The sequence below is a fragment of the Streptomyces sp. GMY02 genome (assembly GCF_019056675.1).
Classification (GTDB): Bacteria; Actinomycetota; Actinomycetes; order Streptomycetales; family Streptomycetaceae; genus Streptomyces; species Streptomyces odonnellii.
The window spans coordinates 936,325-954,695 of the sequence record NZ_CP077658.1; the positions used below are offsets into that span (position 1 = coordinate 936,325).

The window sequence follows — 18,371 nt, forward strand, 5'->3', positions numbered from 1 at the left end:
GGTCCCGGTCTCATTCAATTCCCGTCCAGTGCGACGTCATAGCTTTGCGTCAAGCGTGAGGGGGGATGAAGCCGTACCGTTCTTCGCTGAATTCATCCGCAAACCCCTCACGGTCGCCGCGGTCACGCCTCCGGTTCGTCGATCGACCTGTCCGGACACTTCCGGCGGTCGACGTCGCGCCGACGGACGTTCCCCGCAAGCGCGATTCGAAGAAGTGGTCGTCAGCCGGACGGTGCGGGAGAGCCCGACACCCGCACCGGTCCTTTTCGGCCGTCATCCGAAGGAGAGGTTGGTCCATGGTGAGCGGGAGTCCGACGATCGTGCTCGTACACGGAGCCTTTGCTGACAGCAGCGGCTTCAACGCCGTTGCCAAGCGGCTTGTCGCCGACGGATACGCGGTGGTCGCCGCGCCGAATCCACTTCGAGGGCTCGCCTTTGACGCGCTCCACGTCAGAGCACTGCTGGACAGCATCGAGGGACCGATCGTGCTGGTCGGGCACTCGTACGGCGGTGCGGTCATCTCCACTGCCGCCGAGGGAAACGCGAACGTGAAGGCGCTGGTCTACCTGGCGGCGTTCGTGCCGGAGGCGGGCGAGAGCGCGCAAGCACTGGTTGAGAAGTTCCCGGGCAGCACCGTGGGCGAGTCCCTCAAGCCTGTGCCGCTGCCCGACGGTCAGGTCGACCTGTACATCGACCCGAAGGTCTTTCATCCTCATTTCGCGGCCGACGTGTCGGCAGAGGAAGCCGCCCTCTATTCGATCACGCAACGCCCGGCAACCGGTGCCGCTCTGGGCGAGCCCGCCGCCGGTCCGCAGGCATGGCACACCATCCCGAACTACAACCTGATCAGCGGTGCCGACAGGATCATCCCACCGGCGACACAGGAATTCATGGCCCAGCGCTCCGGCGCGAAGACCCAGGTGGTCGAAGGTGCTTCGCACATGGTGTTCGTCTCCCGGCCGGGTGCGGCGATGACCCTTATCCAGACAGCCGTGCAGGAGCAGACGCGCCCGCAATAGCACCGCTGGTCACCGCAAGTGAATCGATCCGATAATCCATGGGAGGAAAAATGCAAAAGAGCGAAAAGGCCATGAGGTGGGGCCTGCGGATCCACCTTTTCTGGTACATCGTCGCCAATGTGGCCCAGGTGGCACTGTGGGGGATTCTCACACCCGACCGTTTCTTCTGGCCCTTGTGGTCGATTCTGGGCTGGGGTATCGGGCTGGTGATCCATTTCTGGGTGATTCGTTCGAAGTCCCGATCACTCGCCCGGCCATGACCCGATCCATCGCAAGACCATCCCACCGCAGCCATCTGTCACCTGCCCCGGGCGGCCGAGCGCCAGGACTCCATGACCGCCGCCTCCACTCCGCCACCTGAAGCAACCGCCACCGCCGAGTCGGCCACGCTGCTGCCCGACCCCTGGTATTCGCCCGAGGAACTCGTCGACATCCTCCGCGTCGATCGTCTCCGGCATACGCGTCAGTGACATCGGCGCCCGCACGGCTGGTCCCCGACTGGTCCCCGAGAAACACGGAAAGGCGGTATCGGATTTCTCCGATACCGCCTGTGACCTGCGTAAACGCTGGTCGGGACGACAGGATTTGAACCTGCGACCCCTTGACCCCCAGTCAAGTGCGCTACCAAGCTGCGCCACGTCCCGATGCTGTCTGACCTGGGGTTTCCCCTGGCCGAACGCGCATGAGAACAATACCGCACTCGGCGCGGTGGTCACGAACCGCTTTCCGCACGCCCCGGGCGCCCCGGGCCGTGTGCCGGGCGCGCTTGACCTCAAGTGTGGTTGACGTTGCACGGTGGGCTGTATGACGAAGACAGGACCGGCCCCCGTACCGGGCCACCAGGATCTGACCAGGCTGCTCGGCCTCATGACCGGCGACGAGAAGCACGGGCCCGCCGCGACCTCGACGCTGGACGCGCTCTGGGTGCTGTACGACAGGGTGCTGCGGGTGTCCCCGGCGAGCGTCGAGGCGCCGGAGCGCGACCGCTTCCTGCTCTCCAAGGGGCACGGGCCGATGGCGTACTACGCCGTCCTCGCCGCCAAGGGGTTCCTCGCCGAGGAACTGCTCCCCGGGTTCGGTTCGTACGACTCGCCCCTCGGCCACCACCCCGACCGCACACTTCTGCCCGGTGTCGAGATCGGCAGCGGCTCCCTCGGGCACGGGCTGCCGCTCGCCGTCGGTACGGTGCTGGGACTGCGGGCCCAGGAGCTCACCGACCCGCGCGTCTGGGTGCTGATCGGCGACGCCGAACTGGACGAGGGCAGCAATCACGAGGCGCTCGCCTACGCGGGCCCCGCCGGGCTCGAACAGCTTCACACCCTGGTGATCGACAACGCGTCGGCCACCCACGGCTGGCCCGGCGGGATCGCCTCCCGCTTCGAGGCGGCCGGCTGGTCGGCCGAGACCGTCGACGGACGCGACCACGAGGCGATGTACGCCGCCTTCACCGCGCCGCACCCGGGCCGGGCCCGGGCCGTCGTGGCCCGTGTCGAACCCAAGGCCTGAGCCAACCGGACACAGCACCGCATACAGCACCGCCGACCACAGGGGATCTTCCATGGACACCATGCGGGACCGATTCATCTCCACCACCTCCGCGCTGCTGGACGAGGACCCACGCCTCGCACTCGTCCTCGCGGAGATCAGCCGGGACGGCTTCGACGCGGCCGAGCGCCGCCATCCGGACCGGGTCGTCAATGTCGGCATCCGGGAACAGCTCATGGTCGGCGTCGGCGGCGGACTCGCGCTCGCCGGGATGCGCCCGATCGTGCACACCTTCGCCAGCTTCCTGGTCGAGCGCCCCTTCGAGCAGGTGAAGCTGGACTTCGGCCATCAGGGCGTGGGCGGGGTGCTGGTGAGCGCGGGTGCCTCGTACGACTGGCCCGCGGGCGGGTTCACCCATATGTCGCCGGGCGATGTGGCGCTGATGGACACGCTCGACGGCTGGACGGTACAGGTGCCGGGCCACCCGGACGAGGCCGAGACTCTGCTGCGGGACGCCGCCGCCGGGGACGGCCGGGTGTACGTACGGCTCTCGCTCCAGAGCAACGAGCGGGCGCGGCCGGTGACCGGGCCGGGCTTCCGCACCGTACGGGAGGGGCGCGACGGAATCGTGATCGCCGTCGGGCCGATGCTCGACAACGTACTGGCTGCGACCGAGGGCCTGGACACGACGGTGCTGTACGCGACGACGGTGCGGCCGTTCGACGGGGAGGCGCTGCGGCGGGCCGTCGCGGGCGGGAGCGCGGCTGAGGTCGTACTCGTCGAGCCGTATCTCGCCGGGACCTCCACCGCCGCTGCGAACGACGCCCTGTACGCGACACCGCACCGGGTGCTCGGCCTCGGGGTGGCGCGGCGCGAGCTGCGGCGGTACGGCGAGCTGGGCGAGCATCTGGCGGCGCACGGTCTCGACCCGACGTCGCTGCGGGACCGGATCTCGGCGTTCCTGACGCGCTGATCGCGCCCATGGCCATCGCGTCGGCACACCGCCGCAGCGCCGACTCACCACCACCGCGCGGACTCGCCACCACCCCGCCGGCACACCGCCCCGCCCGGACTCACCACCACCCGCCGGCTGACCGCCGACGCGCTGACCCGGTCCGTACGGGGCACCCTGGACATGGACGTACTGCCCATCCGCCGGGCTGGGCCCCGTCTGTCACATGGCGTCGTCCGCCCGCGGCCGGACAGGATGTGCCAGACGGGGCCGGAGCTCCCGGCCCGGCCCCCGGAGAGTGCCATGACCGCCAGCGCTGACCTGCTCGTCGACGCCTTCGGCCGTATCAACGAGACCGTCCACGAAGTGGTCGACGGCCTCTCGCCCGACGAGCTGGCGGTACGGCTCGACGACGGGGCCAATTCGATCGCGTGGCTCGTCTGGCATCTCAGCCGGATCCAGGACGACCACATCGCCGACGCCGCCGGAATCGACGAGGTATGGATCGCGCAGGACTGGTCGGAGCGGTTCGAGCTGCCGTTCACACGCGGGGCGACCGGTTACGGGCACTCGCCCAAGGAGGTGGCCGCGCTGGGCGGGGGCTCGGCGGAGCTGCTCGCGGGGTACCACGACGCCGTCCACGATCAGACCGTCGAGTTCGTCCGGCCGCTCAAGGACGCCGATCTGCGGCGGGTCGTCGACGACGCGTGGGTGCCGGCCGTGACGCTCGGTGTGCGGCTGGTCAGTGTGATCGCCGACGATCTCCAGCACGCCGGGCAGGCCGCCTTCATCAGGGGGTGGCTGGAACGGCCGTGACGAACGGCCTGCCGTCCGAGGGCGCCCGGTCCCGCGCGCCGGACGTGCCCTCCGTGTACGGCCCGCCTGCCGCTGCCGACCTGGCTGCCTCCGGCAGATACGCGAGCAGTTCCCGGGCCGCCGGCCCGGTGCGCTGATCGTCGGGGAGCGCGGCCGAGACCTCCCACAGATGGTCTCCGGCGCCCGCGAGCGGCACCGTGCACAGCGCGGCCGCCTGCTCCTTGCGGGCGATCGGACGCGGCACCACCGCGATACCGAGACCGTGCCCGACCAGCTCGATCAGGCTGTGCACATCGTTGACCTCCAGGGCGACTCGCCGTTCCGTACGGACCGCGGCGAAGGCCCGGTCCGTGAGACCGCGGGCGCCCCAGTCCTCGTGGAAGTCGACGAACACCTCGTCGCCCAGCTCGGCCCAGTCGGCCTCGGCCGCGCCCGCCAGCGGATGGTCCGGATGGCAGAGCACCACCATCGGCTCGCTCGCCAGCGGAACGAGCCGTACGCCCTCGGGAACCGCCCCGGACAGGGCAACGAAGGCCAGATCGAGCCGCCCGGCCGCCACATCCTCGACCAGCGAGGCGGATCCGGCCTGCCGCAGCCGTACCTCCACCTCGGGGTGGTCCGCCCTGAAACGCGCGAGCAGGCCGGGCACATGGACCCCGGTGACACACTGCTCCGTGCCCACCGACAGTGTGCCGCGGAGCAGCCCCTGCACCGCCGCGACCGCTTCCTTGGCGGCCCGTACGCTCGCCAGCGCGCGGGACGCCTCCACCAGCAGGGCCCGTCCCGCCCCGGTGAGTTCGACCCTGCGGGTGGAGCGTACGAAGAGCCGGGCACCCAGCTCGCGCTCCAGGGCCCGTACGGACGCCGAGAGGCCCGACTGCGAGACCATCAGCCGCTGGGCGGCCCTGGTGAAGTGGCGTTCCTCGGCGACGGCGACGAAATATTCTAGGTGACGCAGTTCCATGGTGACCCAGCCTAATTGAGAAGCGGGGTCGCTCAATGCGTTCGGTTTCTTCTATTGGACGCCCCGCGCAGCAGCGGCAAAGCTGGAAAGTACCCGCCGGAACCGGCGGGGACCGCAGCAGGAAGGGTGCACTCCACCATGAAGACTCGCCGCATCGGAACCGTCGAGGTCAGCGCGATCGGTCTGGGCGGTATGCCGATGTCCATCGAGGGGCGGCCGGACGAGGCCCGTTCCCTCGCCACCATCCACGCGGCGCTGGACGCGGGGGTGACACTGATCGACACGGCGGACGCGTACCACCTCCACGCCGACGAGGTGGGACACAACGAATCTCTGATCGCCAAGGCGCTGGCGTCCCACCCGCGCGGCTCCGAGGTGCTGGTGGCCACCAAGGGCGGTCATCTCCGGCCCGGTGACGGCTCCTGGACGCTGAACGGCGCCCCCGAGCACCTGAGGGCGGCGTGCGAGGCGTCGCTCAAGCGGCTGGGTGTGGAGGCGATCGGGCTGTACCAGTTCCACCGCCCCGACCCGAAGGTGCCGTACGAGGAGTCCGTCGGCGGACTGCGCGATCTGCTCGACGAAGGCAAGATCCAGCAGGCCGGTATCTCCAACGCGGACCCGGAGCAGATCCGTTCGGCGCAGGAGATCCTCGGCGGCCGGCTGGTCTCCGTACAGAACCAGTTCTCGCCGGCGTTCCGTTCCAGCGAGCCGGAGCTCGAGCTGTGTACGGAGCTGGGCATCGCGTTCCTGCCGTGGAGCCCGTTCGGCGGGATCAGGCGGGCCGGTGAACTCGGTTCGTCGCACGGCGCGTTCGCGCGGATCGCGGAGGCGCACGGGGTGAGCCCGCAGCAGGTGTGTCTCGCCTGGATGCTGGCCAAGTCGCCCGTGGTGGTGCCGATTCCGGGGTCCAGCCGACCGGAGACGATCCGTGACTCGGTGGGCGCGGCCGAACTGGTGCTGGACGAGGCCGAGTTGGCGGAGCTGGACGCGGCCTGACCTGACGGGGCCGCCCGGACTGAGAGCGCTCCCACCCCAGGGCCAGACGAAGCCGCCCAGAGTTGAGAGCGCTCCCACCCAGGGCCTGACGAACGCACCCCGGGTCGAGAGCGCTCCCATCCCAGGCCTGTACAAGGCGACCCGGGGCCGAGAGCGCCCCACCCCAGCCCTGACAAAGCGACCCGAGGCTGAGAGCGCTCCCATCCCTGAGACTGAGAGCGCTCCCACCCGCCCCGCGCCCGATGGAGCCACCCCGGGCTGAGAGCGCTCCCGCCCCCGAGAGCGCTCTCAGCCCGCCCGTACCATCGCGCACCACCGACCCGTCCGGGCGACCCGCCCGGGCGGGTCTGCCGCGTTCCGGGCGCGGATCACCCGTACCCCTCGAACGCCCGGACGCCGGCCCTGCCTCCGGCCGGACTCCAACTGCCCTGCCCCGAAGGGCAGATCGCGGGCCGCAGCGGGCGCTTCCGACCCATTGACCCCCTGTAACACCGGAACCTACGCTGTGCGGCGTACCGCAGAAAGCGCTTTCTAACCCGCAGCCGGCCCTACCAGCACCGGGAGCGCCCATGAGAACGCCCTTCCGTACCTCCTCACCCTTCCTTGTGATCGTCGCGTTACTGGCGCTCGTCCTCGGACTGGGGATGGCCTCGCCGCCCCGCGCCGACGCGGCTCCGTTCCGCGTTCTGGTCTTCTCCAAGGTCACCAACTTCGAGCACGACTCGATCCCGGCCGGGATCGAGGCCGTCCAGCAGCTCGGCAGCGAGAACGGGTTCGAGGTCGAGGCCACCAGCAACGCCACGGCCTTCACCGACGAGAATCTCGCCCGCTTCCAGGCGATCGTCTTCAACAACACCAACTCCACCCCGGAGAGCGGCGATCTGCTCGACGCGGACCAGCGCGCCGCGCTCCAGGCGTTCGTCCGCGGGGGCGGCGGCTGGGTCGGTCTGCACGCCGCGTCCGCCAGCGAGCGCGACTGGGACTGGTACGAGGGGCTGGTCGGCGCGATCTTCGACAAGCACCCCGCCGTCCAGACGGGCCGGGTGAAGGTGCTCGACCAGGTGCACCCCTCCACCCAGGGGCTGCCGCAGCTCTGGGAGCGTACGGAGGAGTGGTACAACTGGCGCGTCAACCCGACCGGCAAGGTGCACACCCTCGCCCAGATCAAGGTGAACGACGGCGTCCAGGGACTGGACGAGGGCGTCGACCACCCGTGGTCCTGGTGCCAGAACTACGACGGCGGACGCTCCTGGTTCACCGCGGGCGGCCACGCCGCGTCCGCCTTCCAGGAGGACGCCTTCCGCAAGCACCTGCTCGGCGGCATCCAGTGGGCCGCGGGCAACAAGCCCGGTGACTGCACCGCCACCAAGACCGGTGCCTTCCAGCGCACTCCGCTGGCCACCAGCGATCTCGCCGACCCGTTCGAGCTGGCCGTCGCCCCGGACCGCCGGGTCTTCTTCATCCAGCGCACCGGCAAGCTCAAGGTGATCGACCAGCAGACCCTCCAGGTCTCGACCGCGCTGGACTTCGCGTACACACCGGAGATGACCAGCCAGTCCGACGGGCTGCTCGGGCTCACCCTCGATCCGGACTTCGCGGAGAACAACTGGCTCTATCTGCTGCACTCCGACAAGACCGAGAAACGGCTGAACCTGTCGCGCTTCACGGTCACCGGCAACACCGTCGACCCGGCCTCGGAGAAGCGGCTGCTGACCGTGCCCACACTGCGCGGTGAGGGCCGCGCCAACTCGCACATGGCGGGCTCGATCACCTTCGACAAGAACGGCGATCTGTACGTGGCGACCGGTGACAACACCGATCCGTTCGCCTCCGACGGATTCAGCCCGATCGACGAACGCGAGGGGCGCCGCGCCTGGGACGCCCAGACCACGGCGGGCAACACGAACGATCTGCGCGGCAAGGTCCTGCGCATCACCCCCGAGGACGACGGCACGTACTCCGTCCCCGAGGGGAACCTCTTCGCACCGGGTACCGAGAAGACCCGCCCGGAGATCTACGCGATGGGCATGCGCAACCCGTTCCGCATCACCACCGACCCGCTGAGCGGGGCACTGCTGGTGGGCGACTACGGGCCCGACGCGCGGGAGGCGGTCGCGAACCGCGGTCCCGAGGGCACCGTCGAGTACAACCGCATCACGGAGCCCGGCAATTACGGCTGGCCGTACTGCACGGGCGACAACACCCCGTTCAACGACTACGACTTCGCCACCGGCACATCGGGCGCGAAGTTCGACTGCGCCGCGCTGGTCAACGACTCGCCGAACAACAGCGGTCTGCGCGAGCTGCCCGCGGCGAAGCCCGCGACGGTCTGGTACGCGTACTCCGCCTCGCCCGAATTCCCCGAACTCGGCACGGGCGGCGGCGGACCGATGGGCGGACCGGTCTACGACTACGACCCGGCGAACCCGTATCCGTCCAAGTTCCCCGAGTACTTCGAGGGGAAGTGGCTCAACTACGAGCTGACCAGGACCTGGTTCAAGGCCTTCTCGTTCCAGGAGGAGGACCAGACCTTCGCGGACCCGCGCTTCGAGCCCGTCAAAGCGGGCGATCTCCACTCCATCAACGGTGTGTTCGGCGACATGAGCTGGAACCAGCCCTTCGACGCGGACTTCGGACCCGACGGGGCGCTGTACGTCATCGACTTCGGGCTCGGCAGCGGCACGGGCCGCGGTGGCAGCAACGAAGGCTCGGGCATCTACCGTATCGACTACGTCGGCGACGGCCGGCTGCCCGACGCCAAGACGGCGGCGACCCCGGACAGCGGGCCCGCTCCGCTGACGGTGGCGTTCTCCAGCGAGGGTTCGGGGCTGCCTGGCGGCAAACCGGTCGACTACGCCTGGGACTTCGACGGCGACGGGACCACCGACTCCACCGAGGCGAATCCCACCCATGTCTACCGCGACAAGGGCCGGTTCACCGCGCGGCTGACCGTCACGGGACCCGGCGGGCTGACCGCGCTCTCGGTCCGGGAGATCACCGTCGGCAACAGCCGACCGGTGGTCACCGTCCAACAGCCGCCGAACGGAGGGATGTTCAGCTTCGGCGACACCATTCCGTTCACGGTGAAGGTCAAGGACCGCGAGGACGGCTCGACCGGCGCGGGCGGGACGATCGACTGCTCGCGGGTGGTCGTCCAGTCGCAGCTCGGCCATGACAGCCATCTGCATCCGCTGGACAACTACACGGGCTGCGCGGGCGAGATCGTCACGGACGCCGGGGACAGCCATGGTCCCGGGCAGAATCTGTACTACGGCATCACCGCGCAGTACGAGGACAAGGGCGCCGCGGGCGTGCCCGCCCTGACCGGCTCGTCCTCGCTGACCCTGCGGACGACGTTCCGGGAGGCGGAGCACCGTACGGCCACGGGTGGCGCGCACGACGGAGCGGTGACCGGCGACCGCGCCGACGCGTCCGGCGGCAAGCGGCTGACGGAGATCGAGGACGGCGACTGGATCTCGTTCGATCCGGTGAACCTCAAGGGGATCTCGTCGGTGACGGTCGGCGCGGCCTCGGGCGGTCTCGGCGGGGACATCGAGTTCCGTGACGGCTCGCCGACCGGGCCGCTGCTGGGCAAGGTGACCATCCCGAACACCGGCGGCTTCGGCAATGTCGTCTCGCCCACCGTCGCACTCACCAACCCCGGTGGTTCGGTGAAGCTGTACGCCGTGTTCACCAACCCCAACTGGTCGGCGGAGAAGCCCGATCTCTTCGCGGTGGACTGGCTGCGCTTCAACGGTTCGGGGGTCGAGAAGAAGCCGGCCACGACGGTGTCGGTCAAGGCCTCGCCGGTCTCGGGCGGCGCGCCACTGGCCGTACAGCTCAGCAGCAGGGTGAAACCGGTGACGGGCCGCACGATCGCCTCGTACCACTGGAGCTTCGGCGACAACAGCACGGTCACGGGTACGGAGGGGCCGACCGCGACCCATACGTACAGCAGGCCGGGCGCGTACACGGCACATCTCACCGTCACCGACGACAAGGGCGATACGACGACCGGCGAGGTCCGGATCAACGTGGGCACGGCGTCATGAGCCGTCCTGAGGGGAGAGCGACCATGAGCGGCAGCACACGAAGCACTCGAAGGGCGTTCCTGGGCACGGCGGTTGGACTGGCGGCGCTGGGCGTGGCTACGGCTGCGGGCCCGGCGTCCGGGGCCACCGCCGCGGGCGCCGTGGGGACCGGCGCGGACCGATGCCGGCGGCGGCGCATACCGCCGTCCGGGATCGGTATGCACCTCTACACCATGCGCACACCGCTGGCGACGGACTTCAGGGGGACGCTGGAGCGGCTGGCGGAGATCGGTTACGCGACGGTCGGTGTCAGCGGCAGACACGGTCACAGCGCCGCCGACATCCGGCGGATGCTGGACGAGACCCGGCTCAGGGCCGTGCTCGAACATGTCCCCTACACCACGGTCGCCGGCAGCGGTCTGGCGCAGGCGATCGAGGACGTCCGCACCCTGGGCGGCAAGTGGGTGGTAGTGCCCAGCCTGCCTGACACGATGCACTCACCGGCCGGATACCGGGAAGCGGCACGGCAGTTCAACGCGGCGGGGCGCATCGCCCGGCAGTCCGGGCTCAGGGTGCTGTTCCACAACCACGACGCCGATCACGTGGTGGTCGACGGCGAGAATCTGTACGGCATCCTGCTCAAGGAGACCGATCCGGAGCTGGTGGGCTTCGAGCTGGATCTGTACTGGGCGGCGAAGGGCGGGGACGATCCGGGCCGGCTCTTCGTCGAACACCCCGGGCGGTTCCCGGCGCTGCACGTGAAGGACATGGCGGCCAACGGCGGCTTCGAGGATGTCGGGTCCGGGGTGCTGGACTTCCCCGCGATGTTCGACACGGCGCGGAGTGGCGGCGTGAAGCAGTGGCTGGTGGAGCACGACGCGCCGGCCGATCCGTTCGTGAGCGCGCTGAACAGCTACCGGTATCTGTCGCGGCTGCGGTACTGAGCGGGGGCTACGGGTTACGGGTCGGTCCCGGCCGCCTTCATACGGCGGCCGGGACCGGCCCGTGGTCCCTTCCGGCGTGTTTCCCGGGGGCCGTCCCGAGGTGCTTGTGGAAGAAGGTGGTCGGACGGAGCGTCCCGCCCGGGTCGGCGGCATGGCCGGGGACCACTCCGGTCTCCGACCAGCCCGAGGAGCGGTAGAGCGTCTCGGCGGGGCTGCCGGTCTCGGTGTCGAGCAGCAGCAGTGTCACCCCGGCTTCGGCTGCGGCCTCTTCGGCGGCGGTGAGCAGGGCCCGGCCGAGCCCCCGGCCGCGGGCGTCGCGATGCACCATCAGCTTGACGATCTCGGCGCGGTGCCGGGCGTTCGGCTTGTCCGCGAACGCCAGTCCTACGGTGCCGACGACCCGCTCGCCGTCCCGGACGACCCGTACGGCCAGCCGCCCTTCCCGCACGGCGGACACCTGCCCACGCCACCACCGCACGGCGGCCGCGCGTTCCAGCGGATACAGAAACCCGATCGAGGCCCCACCGGCGACGACATCGAGCATCAACTCCCCCAACGCGTCGGCGGCGCGGTGCAGTTCGTCGGCGGAGAGCGGTACGACGTGGGGGGCGAGCGAGGGCCGCGGAGTGCCGTGCGGCCGTGGCCCAGTGGCTGAGCCACTCACCCCCGCCTGCCCGGTGGCTGAGCCACTTGGCGCGTCCGGCTCAGTGGCTGAACCACTCGGACCCCCGCCAGAACCACCCGGCTCAGTGACCGAACCACTCAAGCTCCCGCCAGAACCACCCGGACCGGTGGCTGAGCCACTCGGGCCCTCGCCTGGACCCCCCGGACCGGTGTCCGAACCGCTCATGCTCATGGCTGGACCACCACCACCGCGTAGCGGACCGCCTCGGGGCCCGGGCAGTGGAAGTGAGTGGGCCCCCAGAGGCGCATACGGAGACAGTCGCCCGCGTTCAGGGTGTGGCGGTCATACCCCAACGTGAACTCGACCGATCCCTCCAGCACCCAGAGGTGCTGCTCCAACCCGGGTACCGGAGGCCGTTCGTACGAGACCTCCGCGCCCGGCCGCAGCGTGCCCTCGACGACCTCCGCGTGCAGTCCCGGTCCCGGCGGTGAGACCGAGCGGCGGACGAAGCCGGTGGCGGTGTCCTGCCATACGGTCTGGTCGGCGGCCCTGACCAGCCAGGCTGGTTCCGCCGCCACCTCCACCTCGCTGAGCAACTGCGACATCGTCCGCCCGTAGACCGCGCACAGCCGGCCGAGCAGTGACGCGGTCGGGCTGATCTCACCGCGTTCGGCGCGGGACAGGGTCGACCGGCTCACCCCGCTGCGCCGCGCCAGTTCCTCCAGCGACCAGCGGTGCTCGCCGCGCAGTTCGGCGAGGCGCACGGCGAGCAGCTCATCGACAGCGCCGGTACCGGTACCGAGGCCAGCACCGGCACCGGCACCCACATCGTCCTCTCTCATATGCGGAACGATATCCCATATCCGGGACACACTATCGAGCCGACTCGGCGCGAGGGTCAGTCCTGCGCCGAAGCCGCGCCCAGCAGTCCCCGGATATGCCCGGCCGCCTCGCGGAACTCGGGCCGCCCCAATGTCTCCGTGTAGTCCCGCTCCGGTGGCAGGCCGACCTCGATGATCTCGCTGACCGTGCCGGGCCGCGGGCTCATCACCACCACACGGTCGGCGAGATAGACCGCCTCCGAGATCGAGTGCGTCACCAGCAGCACGGTGGTGCCGGTCTCGCGCCAGATGCGGTTCAGCTCCATGTTCATCTGCTCGCGGGTCAGGGCGTCGAGCGCGCCGAACGGTTCGTCCATCAGCAGCACCGGCGGCTCGTGCAGCAGCGCCCGGCAGAGCGCGACACGCTGCTGCATCCCGCCGGACAGCTCGTGCGGATACGCGTCCTCGAAGCCGGAGAGCCCGGTCATCGCGATCAGTTCGCCGGCCCGCGCACGCGCCTTCTCGGCCGGCATCCGGCGGATCTCCGCCTGAAGCAGGATGTTGCGCCGGGCCGTACGCCACTCCAGCAGCGCGGCGCGCTGGAAGACGTAGCCGATGTCGGGCCGTGGCCCGCCGACCTGCTCGCCGTGCAGCCGTACCGCTCCGGTGGACGCCTTGAGCAGGCCCGCGACCAGCTTGAGCAGGGTCGACTTGCCGCAGCCCGAGGGCCCGACGATGGCGACGAACTCCCCCGCCGCCACATCGAGCGAGACGTCACGCAGGGCGGTCACATCGCGGTTCTTCGTACGGAACCGCACCGCCACATCCTCAAGCCCGACAGCCGCCGTCCTGCCCACGGCACCGTCACCGGCACCGCCTCCCGCGCCGGCCGCCGCGGCGCCGTCCTCCGGCACCGCGGACTTCCGGAGCGTCACATCCCTGGCCATCGTCATCCCTTCAGCGCGGTGCCGCTGTCCCAGTACTCCGCGACCGGCTTCGGGCTCCCGATCAGACCGGCCTCGGCGAAGACATCGATGGTCTGCTGCCAGTCGCTCTCGATGTTGACGCCGGGCGCCTTGCCCTGCGTCGCGTCGGTGTGCAGCAGCGTGAGCGTCGTCCTGAACTGCTCCGACAGAACGTTCTCGGGCGGCAGTTGCTCCGACGCGCCCTCCATGGCGGCGACGGCCGGCCCCGGCGCCTTCTCGGCCGCGGCCCATGACTCGCTGACTGCGCGCACCATGCGCCCGGCCAGTTCGCTCCGGCCCGACAGGACCTCCGAGCCCGCGATCAGACCGTTGGAGTAGAAGTTGAGTCCGTGCTCCGAGAAGCGCAGATACGAGACCGGCTTCTTCGCCTTGTCCTGCATGGTCGGGCCCTGGTCACTGGCGTATCCGAGCAGCGCGTCCGTCTTCCCCGAGATCACCGCGGCGATCTTGCCGGCCGGGTCGGTGTTCTGGATCCTGACGTCCGACTCCTTGAGATTGTTCTTCTTGAGGAAGATCGGAAACGTCTTGCTGAGCGCGTCACCGGCCGTGCCCGCGACGGTCTTGCCCTTGAGATCGGCGGGTGCGTCGACGTTCTGGCTCTCGAAGAACTGCACGGAGGAGGGCGTCGTCTGGAGGAAGACACCGAGGCTCTTCACCGGGACACCCTGGTCCACCCCGCTGAGCACGGCGGGCGTGTCGGCCCAGCCGAAGTCGGTCTGTCCCGCGCCGGTCGCCTGGACGGTCTTCTGCGAGCCCTGGCCGGCCCGGATCTCCAGATCGATACCGTGCTTCTCGAAGATCTTCTGCTGTGCGCCGTAGTAGAACGGCGCGTGCTCGCCGTACGGATACCAGTTGAGTGTCAGTGTCACCTTGTCGAGCTTCTTGCCCGATTCGCTGGTGGTGGTTCCCGAGCCGTCCTCACCGCAGGCGGTGGCGACCAGGAGCAGCGGTACGAGGCCGATCAGGAGTCTGCGCGCATGCATGGCTGGCCCTTCCCGGAACGGGGGTCGAGTCGAGAGGCATCGTGTTGTGTTGTGCGCGGTACGGGCGTCAGTACGCGGTGGTGACCTGGGTGTCGCGGCGGCTGGCGTGCCAGGGCAGCAGCAGCTTCTCGGCGATCTCCACCAGAACGAAGAGGACAACGCCGATCAGAGACATGACAAGCAGCCCCGCGAAGAGCATCGGGGTGTCGAGGTTGCCGTTCGCCTGGAGGATCACATAGCCCAACCCCTCGTTGGCGCCCACGAATTCACCGACCACCGCGCCCGTCACCGCCAGTGTCACGGCGACCTTGAGCCCGGAGAAGAGATGCGGCAGCGAGGCGGGAAAACGGATCTTGGCAAAGGTCTGCCAGGGCTTCGCGCCCATGGTCGCGGAGAGCTGGAGCATCTCGGGATCGACTGCCTTCAGCCCGGTGACCATGGAGATCACCACGGGGAAGAAGGCGATGAGCACGGCGATCAGGATCTTCGGTGTGATGCCGAAGCCGAGCCAGACCACGAACAGCGGCGCAATCGCGATCTTCGGCACGACCTGGGCGAACAGCAGGATCGGATAGAGGGTCTTCTCGACGGTCGACGAGTACACCATCACCACCGCCGCGAGCACACCAACCACCACGGCGATGGCGAAGCCGAGCAGCGTCTCATAGGTCGTCACCCAGGTGTGCTGCCAAAGATAGCCGGCCTTGCCCGTCAGCACATCGAGCGTCTCGCCGGGCGAGGGAACGAGATACGGCTCGACCAGTTCGGCCGCGGCGATGGCCCACCAGACGACGAAACACGCGGCCAGCAGCGCGACGGGCCGCCAGCCCGACTCCACCGCCTGGACCAGACGCGCGCCCGCGCCCGGCCTGCCACGTTCCGCGACACCGGCCACTTCTTTGGCGGGTGTCGGCATGACACTCTGGCTGCTCATGTGAACTCCTCGGGAAATCCGGGCAGTTGTAAGAGCGGTGCTCCCCGACAGCGCTTTCAGAAAGCGCTTTCTGGTAGGGTGATCGCCACGCTAATGACTGCCCGTCCGTACGGTCAATAGGTCGTCCCGAACTTTCGGGGTCCGCGGGTTCTCCCCGGGCGCCGCCGCCAACGCCACCGCGACCCGGGGGTCGAGTTGAGTGAACGGGAAGCACAGACCCATGTCACGCTGGACGCCGTCGCCCGCCGCGCGGGCGTCTCACTGGCGACCGCGTCCAGAGCGCTGAACGGCACGGCGAGGGTCCGCGAGGAGCTGCGGCAGCGGGTGCGCGCCGCGGCCGATGTGCTCGGCTACATCCCCAACGCCCATGCCCAGGCGCTCGCCAGCTCGTCCAGCAACACCGTCGGTGTGATATGCCACGATGTGGGCGACCCCTACTTCGCGGCGATCGCGGGCGGGGTGATGCGGGCCGCCGCCGAGCAGGACGTCCTGGTCATGCTGGCCAGTACGTTCCGTGAGCCGGCCAAGGAGATCGCGTATGTCTCGATGCTCCGGGCCCAGCGCGCCCGCGCCATCCTGCTGATCGGCTCGGGCTTCCAGGACCCCTCCTGGGAACGGAAACTGGGTGCCGAACTCGCCCCGTACATCCGCGCGGGCGGCCGGGTCGCCGTCGTCAGCCGGCACCGCAGCCTGCGCACCGATGCCGTACTGCCGGAGAACCGCTCCGGGGCGGCGGATCTCGCCCGTGCCCTGCTGCGCCTGGGGCACCGCGAGTTCGCCGTGCTCAGCGGACCACGTGAACTCACCACGGTCGCCGACCGGTTGGCCGGATTCAGGGAAGGGCTCCTGGAGGCGGGGATCACCCTGGACGCCGGATCGGTGGTGCACGGCGCCTTCACCCGCGAGGGCGGTTACGCGGCCGCGCGGGAACTTCTCGTACGGTCGGCCAGGGCGCCCCGGCCCACATGTGTGTTCGCGGTGACCGATGTGATGGCGGTGGGTGCGCTGGCCGCCTTCCGGGAGGCGGGTGTGCGGGTCCCGGAGGACATGTCCCTGGCCGGCTTCGACGACATACCGCTCGTACGGGAGTTGACGCCACCCCTCACCACCGTCGCCCTGCCGCTCACCGCCATGGGTGAGAGCGTGATCTCGCTGGCGCTGCGCGAGCCGCGCGGGACACGGTCACGGGTGCTGCGGGTCGGCGGCGAGGTGGTGCTGCGGGCCAGTACGGCGGCGCCGCCGTCGCCACCGACTGGCTCCCTGCTCTGGGATACCTGCTGACGGAGCGTCATTTTTCTGATGGGACCGGTGGCGGGGAAGAGGCCGTGGCCGGGGAAGAGGCCGAGGTCGCGGCCGAGTTGAGCAGATGCTGGACCAGGGTGACCAGCGTCTGGATACCCGAGCTGGCGATCCGCGCGTCGCAGAGCACGATCGGCACCTCCGGCCTGAGATCCATCGCGGCCCGTACCTCCTCCGCGTCATAGCGGTAGGATCCGTCGAACTCGTTGACGGCGACGACGAATCCGATGCCGCGCTGCTCGAAGAAGTCCACCGCGGAGAACGAGTGGTCCAGCCGGCGGGTGTCGGCCAGCACGACCGCGCCGAGCGCGCCCCGCGACAGCTCGTCCCACATGAACCAGAAGCGCTCCTGGCCGGGCGTGCCGAAGAGATAGAGCACATGCCGGTCGTCCAGGGTCATCCGGCCGAAGTCCATGGCGACGGTCGTCGCCGTCTTCGCCTCGACGCCCGTCAGATCGTCGGTCGCGGCGCCGACCTGGGTGAGGAGTTCCTCCGTGCTCAGCGGCGCGATCTCGCTGACCGCTCCCACGAAGGTCGTCTTACCGACCCCGAACCCACCCGCGACCAGGATCTTCAGCGCGGTGGGAAAGGAGCGGGGAGCGGGCGCGGGTGCTGGTGAAGGCGCGGGCACAAAAGCGGGAGCCGAAGCCGGGGCGGAAGCAGAAGCGGGCAGGGGTACGAGGTGCGGTTCGAGGAGGGTTTCAGAGCTGTCTTCGTAGGCCATCGAGCACTGCCTCCAGCAGCGAACGGTCGGTGGGGTGGTCGAAACTGTCGGGCGGTCGTGCGGCGACCGCCCCGCAGTCCACCAGATCGGAGAGCACGATTTTGGCGACCGTCACGGGAACCCCGAGATGAGCCGCGATCTCCGCGACCGATATGGGTCCCCGGCAGAGGCCCATGGCCTGGGCATGCTCGGGGCCGGACCGCGGCGGGGGCTCCGATCCCGTGGCCACCACCAGTGTCAGCAGATCGAGTGATGCCGTCGGCCGGGTGCGGCCCCCGCTCACGGTGTACAGGCGGACGAGCCGCCCGGCCGATCCGTCGAGCAGGGGCGCCTCCTTCACGACCGGCACGGTCAGCGCCCCATGGCGCCCGGGGCGGAACCGGCCACCTGTCTGAGCGGAGTGGCCAGATACGGCCGTACGCTCTTGACCATCATGGCCATCTCGTAACCGAGCACCGCGGCGTCCGCCTCGCGCCCCGCCAGCACGGCGAGACAGGTGCCCGAGCCCGCCGTGGAGACGAAGAGCAGAGTCGAGTCGAGTTCCACCACGACCTGGCGGACCTCGCCGCCGTCCCCGAAGCGCACGCCCGCGCTGCGGCCCAGGGAGTACAGGCCGGAGGCGAGGGCGGCCATGTGGTCGGCGCTGTCGGGGTCCATGCCGTGCATGGATCTCACCAGGCCGTCGGCCGAGAGCAGCACCGCGCTGCGGGTGTACGGGACACGCTGGACCAGTCCGCTCAACAGCCAGTCGAGGTCCGAGACATGGCCGGTCGGCACATCGCTCGCCATGGT

At 69.7% G+C, this 18,371-nt stretch carries 19 protein-coding genes and 1 tRNA gene; 10 read left to right on the forward strand and 10 right to left on the reverse strand.

Annotated elements, in window-relative coordinates:
- Window positions 1-296 precede the first annotated feature (296 nt).
- From KQY30_RS03850 to KQY30_RS03860, 3 genes are all read left to right on the forward strand, one after another.
- Window positions 297-1,019, forward strand: a complete 723-nt coding sequence (locus tag KQY30_RS03850; RefSeq protein ID WP_217305562.1) for an alpha/beta fold hydrolase — start codon at window positions 297-299, stop codon at window positions 1,017-1,019.
- 50 nt (window positions 1,020-1,069) lie between these two features.
- Complete coding sequence (locus KQY30_RS03855; RefSeq protein WP_217305563.1) at window positions 1,070-1,279, forward strand: 2TM domain-containing protein; 210 nt, start codon at window positions 1,070-1,072, stop codon at window positions 1,277-1,279.
- A 72-nt stretch (window positions 1,280-1,351) separates the two neighbouring features.
- Window positions 1,352-1,489 (forward strand): hypothetical protein, encoded by a 138-nt coding sequence (locus tag KQY30_RS03860; protein ID WP_217305564.1) that lies wholly within the window; start codon window positions 1,352-1,354, stop codon window positions 1,487-1,489.
- 97 nt (window positions 1,490-1,586) lie between these two features.
- Here KQY30_RS03860 and KQY30_RS03865 read toward each other — a convergent pair.
- A tRNA-Pro gene (locus KQY30_RS03865) sits at window positions 1,587-1,663 on the reverse strand.
- 160 nt (window positions 1,664-1,823) lie between these two features.
- Here KQY30_RS03865 and KQY30_RS03870 point away from each other — a divergent pair.
- From KQY30_RS03870 to KQY30_RS03880, 3 genes are all read left to right on the forward strand, one after another.
- Window positions 1,824-2,525: a transketolase gene (locus tag KQY30_RS03870; protein WP_217305565.1), complete on the forward strand. Its 702-nt coding sequence runs from the start codon at window positions 1,824-1,826 to the stop codon at window positions 2,523-2,525.
- A 52-nt stretch (window positions 2,526-2,577) separates the two neighbouring features.
- Complete coding sequence (locus KQY30_RS03875) at window positions 2,578-3,477, forward strand: transketolase family protein (protein ID WP_217305566.1); 900 nt, start codon at window positions 2,578-2,580, stop codon at window positions 3,475-3,477.
- Window positions 3,478-3,759: 282 nt separating this feature from the next.
- Entirely contained in the window at window positions 3,760-4,272 is a 513-nt protein-coding gene (locus KQY30_RS03880; RefSeq protein ID WP_217305567.1) for a DUF664 domain-containing protein, read from the forward strand.
- Here KQY30_RS03880 and KQY30_RS03885 read toward each other — a convergent pair.
- Window positions 4,247-5,236, reverse strand: coding sequence for a LysR family transcriptional regulator (locus KQY30_RS03885; RefSeq protein WP_217305568.1), 990 nt, complete (start codon window positions 5,234-5,236; stop codon window positions 4,247-4,249). The two genes, KQY30_RS03880 and KQY30_RS03885, sit on opposite strands and share 26 nt — an antisense overlap.
- Before the next feature lie 138 nt (window positions 5,237-5,374).
- Between KQY30_RS03885 and KQY30_RS03890 the strand changes: the two genes are divergently transcribed.
- From KQY30_RS03890 to KQY30_RS03900, 3 genes are all read left to right on the forward strand, one after another.
- On the forward strand, window positions 5,375-6,232 hold the full coding sequence (locus tag KQY30_RS03890) for an aldo/keto reductase (protein ID WP_217305569.1): 858 nt from the start codon (window positions 5,375-5,377) through the stop codon (window positions 6,230-6,232).
- 569 nt (window positions 6,233-6,801) lie between these two features.
- A complete protein-coding gene (locus KQY30_RS03895; protein WP_217305570.1) occupies window positions 6,802-10,284 on the forward strand; it encodes a ThuA domain-containing protein in 3,483 nt (1,160 codons plus the stop codon).
- A 23-nt stretch (window positions 10,285-10,307) separates the two neighbouring features.
- Window positions 10,308-11,207, forward strand: a complete 900-nt coding sequence (locus KQY30_RS03900) for a sugar phosphate isomerase/epimerase (RefSeq protein WP_254406930.1) — start codon at window positions 10,308-10,310, stop codon at window positions 11,205-11,207.
- Window positions 11,208-11,244: 37 nt separating this feature from the next.
- Here the strand turns inward: KQY30_RS03900 and KQY30_RS36185 are convergent, their stop codons facing one another.
- The 5 genes from KQY30_RS36185 to KQY30_RS03925 all read right to left on the reverse strand — a co-directional run bounded on the left by KQY30_RS36185 (window position 11,245) and on the right by KQY30_RS03925 (window position 15,538).
- The gene (locus KQY30_RS36185; RefSeq protein WP_254407531.1) at window positions 11,245-11,751 is read right to left on the reverse strand and encodes a GNAT family N-acetyltransferase; all 507 of its coding nucleotides are present in this window, start codon (window positions 11,749-11,751) and stop codon (window positions 11,245-11,247) included.
- Window positions 11,752-12,059: 308 nt separating this feature from the next.
- The gene (locus KQY30_RS03910; RefSeq protein ID WP_217305572.1) at window positions 12,060-12,674 is read right to left on the reverse strand and encodes a helix-turn-helix domain-containing protein; all 615 of its coding nucleotides are present in this window, start codon (window positions 12,672-12,674) and stop codon (window positions 12,060-12,062) included.
- Window positions 12,675-12,730: 56 nt separating this feature from the next.
- Window positions 12,731-13,606, reverse strand: a complete 876-nt coding sequence (locus KQY30_RS03915; RefSeq protein WP_217305573.1) for an ABC transporter ATP-binding protein — start codon at window positions 13,604-13,606, stop codon at window positions 12,731-12,733.
- Entirely contained in the window at window positions 13,603-14,622 is a 1,020-nt protein-coding gene (locus KQY30_RS03920; protein WP_217305574.1) for an ABC transporter substrate-binding protein, read from the reverse strand. Before KQY30_RS03920 ends, KQY30_RS03915 begins: the two co-directional genes overlap by 4 nt.
- A 67-nt stretch (window positions 14,623-14,689) precedes the next feature.
- Window positions 14,690-15,538: an ABC transporter permease gene (locus KQY30_RS03925; RefSeq protein WP_217310718.1), complete on the reverse strand. Its 849-nt coding sequence runs from the start codon at window positions 15,536-15,538 to the stop codon at window positions 14,690-14,692.
- A gap of 213 nt (window positions 15,539-15,751) precedes the next feature.
- On the opposite strand from KQY30_RS03925, the gene KQY30_RS03930 reads away from it, so the two are divergent.
- Window positions 15,752-16,837 (forward strand): LacI family DNA-binding transcriptional regulator, encoded by a 1,086-nt coding sequence (locus tag KQY30_RS03930; RefSeq protein ID WP_217305575.1) that lies wholly within the window; start codon window positions 15,752-15,754, stop codon window positions 16,835-16,837.
- Between the two features lie 7 nt (window positions 16,838-16,844).
- Here KQY30_RS03930 and KQY30_RS03935 read toward each other — a convergent pair whose 3' ends face one another.
- From KQY30_RS03935 to KQY30_RS03945, 3 genes are read right to left on the reverse strand one after another with little or no spacing between them, the layout of a single operon-like run.
- Window positions 16,845-17,579, reverse strand: a complete 735-nt coding sequence (locus tag KQY30_RS03935; RefSeq protein WP_217305576.1) for an ATP/GTP-binding protein — start codon at window positions 17,577-17,579, stop codon at window positions 16,845-16,847.
- Window positions 17,557-17,928, reverse strand: a complete 372-nt coding sequence (locus KQY30_RS03940; RefSeq protein ID WP_217305577.1) for a DUF742 domain-containing protein — start codon at window positions 17,926-17,928, stop codon at window positions 17,557-17,559. Before KQY30_RS03940 ends, KQY30_RS03935 begins: the two co-directional genes overlap by 23 nt.
- A gap of 2 nt (window positions 17,929-17,930) precedes the next feature.
- The gene (locus KQY30_RS03945; RefSeq protein ID WP_046500667.1) at window positions 17,931-18,368 is read right to left on the reverse strand and encodes a roadblock/LC7 domain-containing protein; all 438 of its coding nucleotides are present in this window, start codon (window positions 18,366-18,368) and stop codon (window positions 17,931-17,933) included.
- Between the last annotated feature and the right edge of the window lie 3 nt (window positions 18,369-18,371).

What these genes read in the sequence shown, in the direction of transcription:
- KQY30_RS03925 (WP_217310718.1), bottom strand. Translation starts at nt 15,538, where the DNA reads ATGCCGACACCCGCCAAAGAAGTGGCCGGTGTCGCGGAACGTGGCAGG.
- KQY30_RS03875 (WP_217305566.1), top strand. Translation starts at nt 2,578, where the DNA reads ATGGACACCATGCGGGACCGATTCATCTCCACCACCTCCGCGCTGCTG.
- KQY30_RS03870 (WP_217305565.1), top strand. Translation starts at nt 1,824, where the DNA reads ATGACGAAGACAGGACCGGCCCCCGTACCGGGCCACCAGGATCTGACC.
- KQY30_RS36185 (WP_254407531.1), bottom strand. Translation starts at nt 11,751, where the DNA reads ATGCTCGATGTCGTCGCCGGTGGGGCCTCGATCGGGTTTCTGTATCCG.
- KQY30_RS03895 (WP_217305570.1), top strand. Translation starts at nt 6,802, where the DNA reads ATGAGAACGCCCTTCCGTACCTCCTCACCCTTCCTTGTGATCGTCGCG.
- KQY30_RS03860 (WP_217305564.1), top strand. Translation starts at nt 1,352, where the DNA reads ATGACCGCCGCCTCCACTCCGCCACCTGAAGCAACCGCCACCGCCGAG.
- KQY30_RS03855 (WP_217305563.1), top strand. Translation starts at nt 1,070, where the DNA reads ATGCAAAAGAGCGAAAAGGCCATGAGGTGGGGCCTGCGGATCCACCTT.
- KQY30_RS03885 (WP_217305568.1), bottom strand. Translation starts at nt 5,236, where the DNA reads ATGGAACTGCGTCACCTAGAATATTTCGTCGCCGTCGCCGAGGAACGC.
- KQY30_RS03890 (WP_217305569.1), top strand. Translation starts at nt 5,375, where the DNA reads ATGAAGACTCGCCGCATCGGAACCGTCGAGGTCAGCGCGATCGGTCTG.
- KQY30_RS03880 (WP_217305567.1), top strand. Translation starts at nt 3,760, where the DNA reads ATGACCGCCAGCGCTGACCTGCTCGTCGACGCCTTCGGCCGTATCAAC.
- KQY30_RS03850 (WP_217305562.1), top strand. Translation starts at nt 297, where the DNA reads ATGGTGAGCGGGAGTCCGACGATCGTGCTCGTACACGGAGCCTTTGCT.
- KQY30_RS03935 (WP_217305576.1), bottom strand. Translation starts at nt 17,579, where the DNA reads ATGGCCTACGAAGACAGCTCTGAAACCCTCCTCGAACCGCACCTCGTA.
- KQY30_RS03910 (WP_217305572.1), bottom strand. Translation starts at nt 12,674, where the DNA reads ATGAGAGAGGACGATGTGGGTGCCGGTGCCGGTGCTGGCCTCGGTACC.
- KQY30_RS03945 (WP_046500667.1), bottom strand. Translation starts at nt 18,368, where the DNA reads ATGGCGAGCGATGTGCCGACCGGCCATGTCTCGGACCTCGACTGGCTG.
- KQY30_RS03900 (WP_254406930.1), top strand. Translation starts at nt 10,308, where the DNA reads ATGAGCGGCAGCACACGAAGCACTCGAAGGGCGTTCCTGGGCACGGCG.
- KQY30_RS03920 (WP_217305574.1), bottom strand. Translation starts at nt 14,622, where the DNA reads ATGCATGCGCGCAGACTCCTGATCGGCCTCGTACCGCTGCTCCTGGTC.
- KQY30_RS03915 (WP_217305573.1), bottom strand. Translation starts at nt 13,606, where the DNA reads ATGACGATGGCCAGGGATGTGACGCTCCGGAAGTCCGCGGTGCCGGAG.